This window comes from Xanthomonas hortorum, from assembly GCF_040279205.1.
Taxonomy (GTDB): domain Bacteria; phylum Pseudomonadota; class Gammaproteobacteria; order Xanthomonadales; family Xanthomonadaceae; genus Xanthomonas; species Xanthomonas hortorum_F.
Genome location: NZ_JBEOLS010000064.1, coordinates 16,548 through 29,033, shown reverse-complemented (window position 1 = coordinate 29,033; position 12,486 = coordinate 16,548). Strand labels below are relative to the sequence as shown.

At 62.8% G+C, this 12,486-nt stretch carries 14 protein-coding genes and 1 pseudogene; 8 read left to right on the top strand and 7 right to left on the bottom strand.

The annotated features are described in order from the left end of the window. Positions 1–129: 129 nt before the first annotated feature. The 3 genes and pseudogenes from ABS769_RS19150 to ABS769_RS19140 all read right to left on the bottom strand — a co-directional run. A pseudogene (locus ABS769_RS19150) lies at positions 130–303 on the bottom strand (gfo/Idh/MocA family oxidoreductase); the annotation flags it as partial. 69 nt (positions 304–372) lie between these two features. Further along, a complete protein-coding gene (locus tag ABS769_RS19145) occupies positions 373–1,017 on the bottom strand; it encodes a LuxR C-terminal-related transcriptional regulator (RefSeq protein WP_176340948.1) in 645 nt (214 codons plus the stop codon). Next, positions 1,010–2,449, bottom strand: a complete 1,440-nt coding sequence (locus ABS769_RS19140) for a PAS domain-containing sensor histidine kinase (RefSeq protein WP_317061548.1) — start codon at positions 2,447–2,449, stop codon at positions 1,010–1,012. Before ABS769_RS19140 ends, ABS769_RS19145 begins: the two co-directional genes overlap by 8 nt. 200 nt (positions 2,450–2,649) lie before the next feature. Here ABS769_RS19140 and ABS769_RS19135 point away from each other — a divergent pair, with 200 nt between their 5' ends. Together ABS769_RS19135 and ABS769_RS19130 are read left to right on the top strand one after the other, a co-directional pair. After that, positions 2,650–3,558 (top strand): bestrophin family protein, encoded by a 909-nt coding sequence (locus ABS769_RS19135; RefSeq protein ID WP_176340946.1) that lies wholly within the window; start codon positions 2,650–2,652, stop codon positions 3,556–3,558. 14 nt (positions 3,559–3,572) lie between these two features. Further along, positions 3,573–4,511 carry a universal stress protein gene (locus tag ABS769_RS19130; protein WP_317061547.1) on the top strand — a complete coding sequence of 313 codons (939 nt, stop codon included), beginning with the start codon at positions 3,573–3,575 and terminating at the stop codon, positions 4,509–4,511. 93 nt (positions 4,512–4,604) lie between these two features. On the opposite strand, the gene ABS769_RS19125 is transcribed toward ABS769_RS19130, so the two are convergent. The 3 genes from ABS769_RS19125 to ABS769_RS19115 form a co-directional block, all read right to left on the bottom strand. Further along, positions 4,605–5,966: a PQQ-dependent sugar dehydrogenase gene (locus tag ABS769_RS19125; protein WP_317061546.1), complete on the bottom strand. Its 1,362-nt coding sequence runs from the start codon at positions 5,964–5,966 to the stop codon at positions 4,605–4,607. Next, positions 5,963–6,379: a hypothetical protein gene (locus ABS769_RS19120; RefSeq protein ID WP_317061576.1), complete on the bottom strand. Its 417-nt coding sequence runs from the start codon at positions 6,377–6,379 to the stop codon at positions 5,963–5,965. Before ABS769_RS19120 ends, ABS769_RS19125 begins: the two co-directional genes overlap by 4 nt. Before the next feature lie 78 nt (positions 6,380–6,457). Then, a complete protein-coding gene (locus tag ABS769_RS19115) occupies positions 6,458–6,778 on the bottom strand; it encodes a hypothetical protein (RefSeq protein WP_317061545.1) in 321 nt (106 codons plus the stop codon). Positions 6,779–7,240: 462 nt separating this feature from the next. On the opposite strand from ABS769_RS19115, the gene ABS769_RS19110 reads away from it, so the two are divergent. Further along, entirely contained in the window at positions 7,241–7,528 is a 288-nt protein-coding gene (locus tag ABS769_RS19110) for a hypothetical protein (protein WP_317061544.1), read from the top strand. A 114-nt stretch (positions 7,529–7,642) separates the two neighbouring features. Here the strand turns inward: ABS769_RS19110 and ABS769_RS19105 are convergent, their stop codons facing one another. Beyond that, complete coding sequence (locus tag ABS769_RS19105) at positions 7,643–8,911, bottom strand: two-component system sensor histidine kinase NtrB (protein ID WP_317061543.1); 1,269 nt, start codon at positions 8,909–8,911, stop codon at positions 7,643–7,645. Positions 8,912–8,985: 74 nt separating this feature from the next. Between ABS769_RS19105 and ABS769_RS19100 the strand changes: the two genes are divergently transcribed. The 5 genes from ABS769_RS19100 to ABS769_RS19080 all read left to right on the top strand — a co-directional run bounded on the left by ABS769_RS19100 (position 8,986) and on the right by ABS769_RS19080 (position 12,485). Next, the gene (locus ABS769_RS19100) at positions 8,986–9,354 is read left to right on the top strand and encodes a response regulator (RefSeq protein ID WP_317061542.1); all 369 of its coding nucleotides are present in this window, start codon (positions 8,986–8,988) and stop codon (positions 9,352–9,354) included. A gap of 110 nt (positions 9,355–9,464) precedes the next feature. Beyond that, positions 9,465–10,460 carry an acyl-CoA dehydrogenase gene (locus ABS769_RS19095; protein ID WP_317061541.1) on the top strand — a complete coding sequence of 332 codons (996 nt, stop codon included), beginning with the start codon at positions 9,465–9,467 and terminating at the stop codon, positions 10,458–10,460. Beyond that, on the top strand, positions 10,448–11,209 hold the full coding sequence (locus ABS769_RS19090) for a PIG-L deacetylase family protein (RefSeq protein WP_317061540.1): 762 nt from the start codon (positions 10,448–10,450) through the stop codon (positions 11,207–11,209). Before ABS769_RS19095 ends, ABS769_RS19090 begins: the two co-directional genes overlap by 13 nt. Then, the gene (locus ABS769_RS19085) at positions 11,206–11,802 is read left to right on the top strand and encodes a class I SAM-dependent DNA methyltransferase (RefSeq protein WP_317061539.1); all 597 of its coding nucleotides are present in this window, start codon (positions 11,206–11,208) and stop codon (positions 11,800–11,802) included. Before ABS769_RS19090 ends, ABS769_RS19085 begins: the two co-directional genes overlap by 4 nt. After that, positions 11,799–12,485, top strand: a complete 687-nt coding sequence (locus ABS769_RS19080) for a glycosyltransferase (protein WP_317061538.1) — start codon at positions 11,799–11,801, stop codon at positions 12,483–12,485. The genes ABS769_RS19085 and ABS769_RS19080 overlap by 4 nt, the downstream gene beginning before the upstream one ends. The last annotated feature ends 1 nt before the right edge of the window (position 12,486 follow it).

Sequence of the window (12,486 nt, the reverse complement as noted above, 5' to 3'; positions counted from 1 at the left end):
GGCTGGCCGACTACAACCAGCAGATCCCGCACGACAGCCTGGGCGGGCTAACGCCCGCCGAGTTCCGTGATCAACATCAACCGAAGACCTCTAGTTTTAGCTGGCATTGAATTACGGGGAGTCGACACCAGCACGCGCACGATTGCGTGAGGCGACCGCGAACGGCTGCTGCATGGTGTGCTTGCGTAGCGCGCTGACGAATGCCGCTGCGATCAGCCCTGGACCCAGGATGCCCCATCGCAGCGATGGCTCGCCCTGCCCTGGCAAGAACAGCTCGGGCTCGGGAAATGTGGTTGGCGCCATGCTGTTGCCTTCGCAGTTTCAGGTGCTTGCATGCTAGCAAACGGCGCATGTCCATCAGGGTGGCAAGGCTCACACCAGATCGCGATAGTCCTGCAGGATCACCATCACCAGTTGACTGCGCGAGCGCACGTCCAGTTTGTTGAACAATTGCTGGAAGGTGGCCTTGATGGCGCTCTCCGAGCTGCCGAGTTGGCGGGCGATCAACTTGTTGGATTGGCCACGCAACAGGCCGCGCAGCACTTCGCGCTCGCGTTCGGTAAAGCTGGGGCGGCTTTCCTGCGTGTCCTGGGCAACCAGCGATTGCAGGTAGCGTTGGTCGATCAACACACGGCCCATCGCAACCGCATGGATGCTGTCGATCAGCTCGTCGGTGGAGACATCCTTGCGGCAGATGCCCGACACGCCCAGGCGTATCAATGCCAACGCATCGCGCTCGGGGAGCCCGGCGGTGACCACCAGGGTTGCCGGGCGCTTGGCCTGGTCGGCCTGCCGCCGCATGTAGTCCAGCGCGTTGTATTCGCCCATGTCGTAATCGAGGATGACCACGTCCGGTGACAGCGATGCAATCTGCACGATCGCCTGCGCCAGGTTGCCGGATTGCCCGACCACATCGAAGCGTGCGTCGGCGCCGAGCAGGCGCAGCAGGCCTTCGCGGAACAGCGTGTGGTCATCGAGCAGATACAGACGCACCGGATTACGCCGCGACTCATCCATCCAGCGTCTCCGCCAGTGGTGCATGCGCAAGCGGCATGTGCAGCTCGAAGCAGGCACCCTCGCCTCCCGGTGCGTAGCGCAGCGCGCCCTCCTGATTGCTCATCAAGACGCGCGAGATGTAGAGCCCCAATCCGGACCCATCGCTATCGCTGCGAAACGGCTGGAACAAGCGCCCGGGCTCGGCGATGCCCGGGCCGGTGTCACGCACGCTCAACACCGCACTGCCCTGCTCCATGCGGGCACTGACGATCAACTGCCGCCGCGGCTGTGGCAACGGCTGCACCGCACGCAGCGCGTTGCGTGCCAGGTTGAGCAGCACCTGCAACAGCGCATGACGGTCGCCGTGCACGGCCGGGAAATCTGCCGGGATCTGAATGACCAGCTGGCCATCGATGTCGTCCCAGTCCGAGCGGATGATCACGTCCAACTCGCTGCACAAGGTCTGCAGGCGGGTCTCGTGCGCCGCATGCGGGGTCTGCCGGCGCAGGTTGAACGAGGCCAGTTCCATCAATGCGGCGACCAGGCTTTGCAATGCAGCCAGGTCCGGATCGGCGTGGATGGCCGGATGACGGGCAAGATTGGAGGTCACCACACCAGCGGCCGAGCACAGGTTGCGGATCTCATGCGAGACGGCGCCGGCGAGCAAGCGATTGTTCTTGAGCAGGTCATCGAAGTGCGCCGATTCGCGCGCGCGCACTTCTTCGCTGGTGTCGACCAGGATCGCGGCCAGATGGCGCTCCTCGCTGTCTTCGTAGACCGAGAACCAGGTGGTTGCGGGAAAGGTGCTGCCATCGTCGCGCCGGCCCCAGGTGCTGGCCGAGGTGCGCATGCCGTCGAGGTTGGCGCTCATGCTGAGCGCATCGTCGAGCAGCGGCAGGAAGTCGCGCACGGCGCGCCCTTGCAGCCCGCCCTCCTCGGCAATGTCGAGAATTTCGTGGGCGGCGCGGTTTGCCGCGACGATCCGGCCATCGCCGGCTACGGTGAGCAGCGCGGCGGGGCTGCTCTCGGCAAGCAGGCGCAGTTGCCGCTCCAGCCGCCGGCGCAGGCGTTGTTCGGCACGCAGCTGCACGTAGTGCGAGAGGATCACCCGGCGGGTGCGGCTGATCTCGGCCACCAGCAGGCCGCAGCCGGCGTAGGCAATGGTGGCCATGAAGAAGCGCAAGGCCTGCTCGACCAACGATTCTTCGGTGACGAACAGACCGCGTAGCGCCGCACAGGCGACGGCGGCAATGACGATATTTCGCCGCGACAGCACGGTCGCCGCCAGCACCACCGGCAGGATGTACAGCAGCCCGAGCGACACGCCCAGGTGTGAGTACCACTCGGCCAGCACCAGCAGCGCGAGCATGGCCAGCGACGCCCACAGCGTGGGAGCTCGATTGAGCCTGACCACCTGCCCGCGCCATTTGAACGGCAACCTCAGTCTGTCCATTGCTTCACCACGTTCCCAATCATCAATCAGCTGTGCTCATGCAACAGCATTGCGGCGGCGCCCGCTTATTGCATCCTATCGAAAGATAGCTGGACGGCATCGTTGGACGGCGCAGTGCCTGTCCAACGCTGGCACAAGGATGGCAGACACATCCGTGGAGGCTGGGTGTAATGGCGGCACCCACGTCGATGCCGCCTCCCATGATTCTTCGCGATACGTTTCCGCTGCGCCGTATCTGGCCAAAGACCTACAAGCGCTTGCTGGTGCTGCTGGCGTTCGATTGCGCGGTGGCCGGGCTGTACACCTTTGTCGATTGGCATTGGCTGTCGATCGAAGCACTGCCGCTTGCGCAGCTGGGATCGGCGCTGACGATCTTCCTCGCGTTCCGCGCCAATGCCGCGTATGGCCGTTGGTGGGAGGCGCGTCAGCTGTGGGGCTCGCTGGTGAACACTTCGCGTGCGATCGCCCGTCAGGCGCTGACCGCGCTGGATGTGGATCCAGCCGATCCACAGCAGGTCACACTGCGCGACGACATCGTGGTGCATCAGGTCGCCTTCGTGCATGCGCTGCGCTGCCATCTGCGAAAGCAGAATCCGTTTCCGGAACTGGCCGGGCTGCTCGGCGCAGAGCGCGCCGATGCACTGCGCGTCTATGCCAACATCCCAAATGCCCTGACCCTGCGCCTGGGGCAACAGCTGCAGCAGGCGCGTGCCCTGGGCATGCTCGACAGCCTGCGCTGGTCGTCGCTGGATGCGAACCTGACCACGCTTGCCAATATCCAGGGCGCCTGCGAGCGCATCAAGAACACGCCGCTGCCACGCCAGTTTTCGTCGCTGCCGCGCGCCTTGGTGAACCTGTATTGCTGGCTGGTGCCGCTTGGCCTGATCGCTGGCATGGGCCTGGCGATGCCGATCGCCTCGGTGTTGATCAGCTTCACCTTGATTGCGATCGACAGCGCCAGCAGCGCGATCGAAGACCCGTTCGAAAACACCGTGCACGACACCCCGATGACCGCGTTGTCGCGCGGGATCGAATTGACCTTGCGCGAAATGCTCGGCCAGCGCGTGCCGCTGCGCGAGGTGCGCGCCATCGACGGTTTCATCTACTGACCAGGGACACAGCCATGCAGACCACGCCCACCCACCTGATCTTTGCCACCAACTTTTCCGAGACTTGCCATGCCGCGATCCCGACGGTGGCGCAATTGGTCGACCGCCTGCGTGCACGCCTGACCATCCTGCACGTGCATGCCAAGGGCAAGCGTGCGCAGGCGCAACAATCGCTGGACTCCTTCTTTGCCGAAGCGTCCAACTACCCGCGCTGCGAGCGTGCGCTGAGCAGCGGCCCGGCGGCCGCCGGCATCGTCTCGTTCTGCCGCAGCCGCAACGATGCGCTGCTGATCATGCCGCCCTCCGAACGCACCGGCCTGCCGCGGCCGTTGCATGTCTCCCTGCGTGCGCGGGTGCTGCAGCGTGTGGCCACGCCGATGCTGACCCTGCCCTACGCCGAGGCGCTGCCGCGCGATGGCGCAGTGGGTGGGCATGTCGCCTGCTGGATCACCGGCCGCGAAACCAGCCTGGACTCCTTGCGCGATGCGGCAGCGCTGGCCCGTCGTCGCGGCGCAGACCTGCATCTGCTGCATGTGATGCCAGATATCAGCGAGGGCTTGCTGATGGACAGCCTGTTCAACGACCAACCCTTGACCGAATCGGCAGCCAGCCATTGGCTGAGCGAGCTTGCCGCGCAGTTGCAGGACGACGACTTACGCGTGCGCATCCACGTGGCAGTGGGCAACCCACGGCGCGAAATCGCCAGCTTGCTCAAACGTGCCCGCGCCGATGTGCTGGTGGTCGAACACGATGCCGTGGTGCGTCGCGGCGTCTGGCGCTCCTCGCTGCATGCCGCATTGGCGAAGACGCCGTGCGTGTTGATCTGCCTGCCACCCGGCCGGCTGCGCGCTCCGGCATTGCGGGTCACGATGGGGCCGTCGCTTGAGGGGCAAGAGACTGGTCTGGCGAGCCGGCTGCTTGCACGCGTGCAACGTCTTCAGCTGCATGGGTGAGGATCGCAACAGGCCAGCTGTTTTTGCGGTTCCAGACACGTCAATGCCCGGCTCCTTGCGGAACCGGGCATTGGCAGTGAGTCGCTGCGCCGCCTAGTTTGGTGAAGCGGGCGCCGGAGCGGGCGCCGCCTCAGGTGCGGGATTCGGCACGGCGTTGGGCGCGGCATCGGGCGTGACCCGCCAGATGGTATTGGCCAGGTCGTCAGCAACGATCAGCGCACCACGTGGGTCGACGGTGACGCCGACCGGACGGCCACGGGTCAAGCCATCATCGCCATGGAAGCCGGAGACGAAGTCGATCGCATCGCCTGCCGGGCGACCATCGCGGAACGGGACGAACACCACTTTGTAGCCGACCGGCGGGTCGCGGTTCCAGCTGCCGTGTTCGCCAACGAACACACCGTCGGCAAACTGTGTGCCCATCGCCGCAGATGAAAATGCAACGCCGAGTGCGGCGACATGCGAGCCCAATGCGTAATCGGGAGTGATGGCCGATGCGACCTTTTGCGGATCCTGCGGCATCACTCGCCTGTCCACGTTCTTGCCCCAGTAGCTGTAAGGCCAGCCATAGAAGCCGCCTTCGCGTACCGAGGTCAGATAATCGGGAACCAGGTTCGGGCCGATTTCATCGCGCTCGTTCACCACGGCCCACAACACGCCGCTGCCCGGCTGGATCGCCAGTGCGGTGGGGTTGCGGATGCCGGTCGCGTAGGGCTTGTGCGCACCGGTTGCCGGATCTACCTGCCAGACCTGCGCACGATCGATTTCCACCGCCATGCCGCGCTCGGTGATGTTGCTGTTGGAGCCGATCGCCACATACAGGTAACGCCCGTCTGCACTGGCGGTCAGCGCCTTGGTCCAGTGATGGTTGATGGCCGAGGGCAAGTCGGTGACCTTGGCCGGCGCGCCGCTCGCCTTGGTCTGCCCTTCGCGATAGTCGAAGCGCACCAACGCATCCTGGTTGGCGACATAGAGCGCGTTGCCGATCAGCGCGAGCCCATAAGGCGCGTTGAGGTTTTCGGCGAACACGGTCTTGAGCTCATAGGTGCCGTCGCCATTGGCATCGCGCAACAAGGTCAGCCGGTTGCCGCTCTTGACCGATGTATTGCCCTTGGCCTTGATCGCGCCGGCAATCACGTCCTTGGGCTTGAGATTGGGCGCGCCGCCACCGCGACCCTCGGCCACCAGAATGTCGCCATTGGGCAACACCAGGGTCTGGCGCGGAATGCCCAGGTCGGTGGCGATCGCAGCGATGCGGTAGCCGGCTGGCACGGTCGGACGCCGGTCGCCCCACGCGGTGGGCTTGGCGATGGTCATGTCGGGCATCAGCCCGCGGTCGGGCTCCGGCAACTCCGGAGTGGCGCCACGCTGATTGAGCTCGGGCGCCTTGCTGCAGGCGGCCAGTGCTGCAGCGAGCACGGACACTGCAATGATCGTGAGGGTTTGACGCTTCATCGTGCACCTCCTACGCGCAGGCCGGACAATCCCGCCCAGGTTGCGACCAGCGCAAACGCGGTTGCGATCGCTGAAAACACCAGTGCCGCCGGCATCACTGCCCAGGCGTCACGCGCATGATGCAAGGCATCGAAAAAGCCCACGATCCACGCCGCGCCGAGCGCGATGATGTAGATGACGTTGCGGCTTCCACGCGCGAATCCGACGATCGCGCACACCAGCGCAATGCTGGTCAGCACCATCGCCGCGACCAGCAGCCAGGAAGCAAAGTTGCTCCACTGGACCTGGTAAGTGCTCCAGTAAGCGTAGTCGCTCAGTAGCGCGCCGAGAAACAGTGGCCATACGCCACCGAGCACGGCGGCATGGAATGGATGGATTGCCCAGGACCGGGCGGGAAGCGCAGTTGAATTCATGGCGGACTCATTGGGGGCTAGATCTGGACGTGGCTTGATGCTGCCAGCGGGCATGTGATGAGGAGCGCAATGTAGATGCTAGCGGCTGGCGTCTTTATTGGTCTGGGCACGCGCAAGCGCGCTTGCCGCTGCGATGAGCTCTGGCAGTTCCTGCCGGAAGGAATCCGCGTATCCGGGCAACAGGGTCGCCTTGAAGCTCGCGTGGTCGAACACCGGCTTGTCCTGCAGGTACGCGATCTCCCGGCCTTGCAGAACAAAGTTGAAGCAGGCACGCCAGCGCGGATCCGGGCTGCTGGACAGATGCACTTCGATGAGACTGCTGGCATCGCTCGCGGTGTTCTTGGGTGCAGCGGAAAACGCGCGCACCGAGATCTGGTTACTGCTGTTCATGCGCGCCATGATCGTCTGTGGACCGTCGCGGTGCTGTGAGTCGATGCCAGCTCACGCTTTGCGTGCCGGTTGGGTGGCGTCAAGCTTGCACCTAGCTGCTCTGCAAGTTTCAAGGATTTGATGTCAGCCATCTCACAGAACGTGCACACGCCTCAAGTCCGGATTCACGTCAGCAATGATGCGTGGTGAGTAGTTTTTGTTGATCGAGGTCCGCTGCGTGTCGCGATTTTATTTGCGGCGGATTGCTTTCGGAACACCATTAGGTTGATCAATTTCTAATCGCCACCGCTGGCTATATCGAGTAACAAGCCCGGCAATGAAATCGTTCCGCTGCTTTATGAATCCTTTTACCTAGGAGCGACCTGTGTATGCGATCTGCCCTGTTTAAAGCTTCATGCAAACAGCAGCAATGAATCCCGTTGATTGCTTGCAAGTTGCAAAATTAGCGCCCAATCTGGAATCGAGAACTTCTTGCTGGGCAAGCCTTACTGGTTCAAGCCGCTCAATGCAGGCACTGAGGTGTGTATGGAACTCACCATGATCCGGAACATCGGTCACTACCGATTGACGGCGCACACGGCGCCGGCAGGTGCCTTGTACGCTCCGGAAATTCTTGTTTCTTTCGAAGATGGCATCACCCTGCGCGGTTACAAACCGCCGGATGTCAGATTCGATACCCAACTTGCTGCGAGGCATTACGCCAGGCAATGGATGGGCAGATGCAAGCTCTCGGCGTTGGGCATTCTTGAAGACAGCTGACATGGGTACGCCGTTCGAGGCATCGTGTCGATCGATGAAGACCTACCCAAGCTCGATTCTGCAGATGTAAGGAAGTCTTTGCCCGGTGGCGATGCCTCAATCTGGCCAGAACAGTCAAACTGCAGGGAACCCCAACGTGAAGCACGCGCCCTGCCCGGGCTCGGATGCCACATCGATGAACCCATTGGCCTGTCTCACTGCGCCGTCGACTTGCGCCAAACCCAAGCCGGTGCCCTTCCCCGCCGGCTTCGTTGTGAAGTAGGCGTCGAACAAATGCTTACGTACCTCGGGCGTAATACCGCTGCCGTTGTCGCTGACCGCGATGGTGACGTAGTCGCCACTGCGGCGAGCGCTTATCTCGTCGGCATCGGCAAGCGTGCACTGTGCCACGGCAATACCGACCTTGCCGTGCTCGCCACAGACGTCGCGTGCATTGATTACCAGATTCAAAAGCGCGCGTTCCAATGTATGCGGATCGACCAACACCACGCTCCTGATCGCTGCCGGTGTCCACTCGATAGACACCTTGTTACTCGCTGCCTGTTGCAGCAAGGGCAGCAGCCGTGCGACCAGCTCGTTGAGATCCACCTCTTCGGGTGCGTACGGGTGATTGCGCGCGAACCCCAGCAGCCGCTGCGCCATAATCGAGCCCTGCTGCAAGGCGCCCTCGGCCAAGCGCAGAATCTTCCTGTCTTCGGCGATGACAGCGCCGCGAGACTGAACCACTTCGATGGCAGCGCCCGCGGTTTGCAGCACGTTATTGAGGTCGTGGACCACCCCTGCCAGCAATTGCCCAACGGCCTCTCCCTCCTGCGCCCGCTCGGCGACGGTCTCGGCCAGTCGCTGGGCTGCGCGCGCGATATCGAGTTCACCTTCCACATCGCGGCCGCTACTGTCGTTGCTGTTGAGCTCGTAGCCAATGGCGTTGGACAGTTCGCTTTGCCTGATCAATGGGTCGTTGCGTGCGCTCAGCGTCTGGTTGAGCGTGCGTAGCGCTTGCTGCGATTGCCGGCGCTCGGTGATGTCGCGATTGACCGCCAGCACGCCTTCGATATTGCCGTATGCATCGCGTAGCGGGCTGGTGGACACCAGCCAGAACTGGCGTTGGCCATCGGCACCGGTGCACTCGGTTTCGAATTGCTGGGACAATCCTTGACCAGCAGCCGCAAGCGCATCTTCCACGCGCGGCCTGAATTCTTCCGGCCACAACGACGACCAGCGCTCGCCTACGATGGACCTGGCATGCTCTGCCGCCACACGTGCCAGACCATGCGCATTGACGAATTTGACGCGCCCATCCAACGAAATTTCCTTGATGGAATCCAGCGAGAGTTCGACCACTTGCCGGTAGCGATGATCGGGAAAATCTTGCGTTGTGTTCATCGTACTCAAATCGATCACATGCCTTTCGCGTGGGAAACGTAGTGTGGTGCGGGCATCCTCAGAACACCTGCTTTATGGAATTCAAGAACGAAAAACTGATCCTCGTGGTCGACGACGATGTTGACACCCTTGAGGTCGCTGCGCTGTTGCTGTCGGATATTGGATATGCGGTTGTGACTGCTGCAGATGCCCAGGAAGCGCTCGAACATATCGACAACTATCCGGGGATCGACCTGCTCTTTACCGACCTGCAAATGCCGGGCCTGCTGGACGGCTATGGTCTCATCTCTTACCTGCGCTCGAATGGCAACAATGTGCCAGCCATCCTTACCTCCGGTCTGGGCCGCTCGCCCAACGGTTTGCCCGAGCGCACCATCTTCCTGAGCAAACCCTACACGCGCCGTGGTCTGGTGCAACAGATTGAGGCGTTCGTAGGTCACTAGAAACAGGGCAGCTGCAGTGCCGCCCCCCAATTGCACGGCCCGCTTCAAAGCGATGTCATCCGCTGATCACCTCACACCCTTTGCACCGACCGCTGCTTAGCTTCCCTGCGATGAGCGCACGCATCACATCCAACGATTCAGTTTTTTCATCGCCTGACAACCCCGCTGCAACGAACGGACTCAACCAATCAATGCTGCAGCGGTGGTTGCGCGATCACCCTGTGCTTCCTCTACCAGGGCGTGGCCGCACCGTCGAACGCTGGCAAGTGCTCGCCGATATCGCTGCAGAGGATTTGTGTGTGGCCAAGTTTTTGGAAGCGCATTACGACGCGCAGTCCATTTGCGCTGATCTGGCTGCCGATCTCATCAAACCCGGGCAGCGGTGGGCGGTGTGGGCGGCAGAGCCACCGGGTTCGGACATGCGCTTCACCGGCAGTACGCTCGAAGGAACCAAGGCGTGGTGCTCTGGCGCGGCCCAGGTCACGCACGCGTTGGTGACCACGCAGTATGCCGGTGCCAGCTGTCTGTTTGCGGTGGCGTTGAATCAACCCGGTGTGCAGATAGATGCAAGTGGGTGGCAGGCGATCGGCATGCGCGACATCGAGACCGCCAATGTGACCTTCACCAGGGTTCCCGCGCAGCAGGTTGGAGCGAGCGATGCATATCTGACACGGCCAGGGTTCTGGCATGGTGGTGCCGGCATCGCCGCATGCTGGTTTGGCGCAACCATCGCCGTTGCCGATGTGCTGCGCTCAGCATCGCGCGTAGACCGCGATCCGCATGCCGCCGCGCACCTTGGCGCTATCGACGCAGGCCTGGCCGCTGCTGGCGCGTTATTGCGTCAGCTTGCGCAAGAGATCGACGCGCAACCGGAGGATTCGCAGATGCGCGGCGTGCTGCAGGTACGCAGCGTTGTCGAGGCGGTGGCGCGCGACACGCTCGATCGGGTTGGCCGCGCACTGGGCCCGGGTCCGCTTTGCGGCGATCGCGTGCATGCACAGCGCTGCGCCGACTTATCGGTCTTCATCCGACAGCACCATGGCGAACGCGATCTGCAAGCCTTGGGTGAGCTCTGCCATCAACAGGATCTCGCATGGACGATCTGAGCGGCCAGCCAATCGAAGGCGCAGGCACACCCGAGGCGGTGTGGCGCAATGCAGCGTGTCTGAGTGGTATGCCGCGCAGTTCGTTGTCTCAACTCATGCAAGGCAGCCGTCGACTGGCCGTTGTCGCTCCCCACCCCGATGACGAGGTGCTCGGCTGCGGTGGGCTTATCGCAGCGGCACGCGCGGCCGGTATACCGGTGCTGATCATTGCACTCACCGATGGCGAGCTGGCGTATCCCGACGAACCCGGCTGGGCGCCGCAGGTGCTCGGCCCCGCGCGGCGGCTGGAGCTGGAGGCAGCCGTCGAGCACCTTGGCCTGTTGCCGAGCGCATTGACCCATCTTGCATTGGGCGACGGCGCACTGGCTGCGTGCGAGGCGCAGATTGCAGCTGCGGTGGGCAGCTTGCTCGATGCAAACGACACCGTGCTGGTGACCTGGCAGCGCGACGGCCACCCCGATCACGAAGCCGCATCGCGCGCCACCAGGGCTGCCTGCGACACCCGAGGTGCACGCTTGCTGCAATACCCGGTATGGGCCTGGCACTGGTCGCAACCGGAGCACGGCGTTTTTACCGACGAGCGTGCTACCCGATTCGAGTTGTCTCCCACAGTGATGGAGGCAAAGCGGCGCGCCATCCAGTGTTTCGCAACGCAGATCGGCAATTGCACGCCGGCTGTCGCAGCGCCGATCCTGCCATCGCATGTTTTGGAACGATTCGATCGCGCTTTTGAGGTGTTCATCCGATGACGGCACTGAGCATTGAACATTTCGAACAGATGTATGCCAACGAAGATCCGTTCGGCTATCGCTCGCGTTGGTACGAGCACCGCAAACGCGACATCCTGCTTGGCACCCTGCCCCATCCACGCTTTGCAAATGGCTGGGAATTTGGCTGTTCCAACGGAGAACTTACCGCAGCACTCGCGCAACGCTGCGATGCATTGCTGGCGACCGACTTGTCCCAGCAAGCGGTCGATCTGGCCAGTGCGCGTCTTAACGAGATGCGCCATGTGAGCCTGCAGCAGGCGGCGCATCCTGCGGATTGGCCTGATGGCAGCTTCGATCTGATCGTATTCAGTGAGGTTGGCTATTACCTGGAAGATGCTGCATTCGCAAAGACGGTTGCAGGGTTTGCCCAATCGCTCAGCGAGCGCGGTTGCCTTGTCGCCTGTCACTGGCGCCACAACTTTCAAGGAGCACTGCGTAGTGCCGAGCAGGTCCATCAAGACTTGAACGATGCCTTGGCGCTGGAAACGCTGTGCACCTATCAGGATTCGGATTTCGTACTGCAGGCATGGATGGCCGGGCCATCGATTGCGCAACGAGAGCGCCTGCGATGATTGCAGTGACCATTCCGGCACATAACGAAGCGGCGCTGATCGGGCAATGCCTGCAATCCATCCTGGTGGCGGCACAGCATCCGCAGTTGTTTGGAGAGCGCGTGGAAATCCACGTTGCGCTTGATCGCTGCACCGACCTCACCGGCAGCATCGCACGTGCGCATGGCGCGATGACGCTCAAGACCAGCGGCGGTGTCGGTATCGCGCGTGCGGCAGCGGCGTCTGTGGCACTCTCCCGCGGTGCGCGCTGGCTAGCATTCACTGATGCCGACACAAACGTGCCACCAGACTGGCTGTCGGCACAGCTCGGCTGCGCGGCCGATGTGTTCTGCGGCGTGGTGGAAGTCAGCGATTGGCGCGACTTCCGGCCGGAGACGCGCAAGGCCTTCATGGACACCGAAATCCGGCGCGACGGTCACCCGCACGTACACGGCGCCAACCTGGGCATGAGCGCCGCCGCGTATTTGACCGCCGGCGGTTTTTCCACACGCACCTCCAGCGAAGATGTCGCACTGGTCAGCGCGCTGGAAAACGCCGGCATGCACATCGCGCGCCTGGTCACCCCGGTCGTCAACACCAGCGCCCGCCGCGACGCCCGCGCCACCGGCGGATTCAGCGATTACCTGATCTGTCTGGAAGCGGCTGTCATGGCAGTCAGCCAGGTGCCTGGCAAGGGTTCGTAGC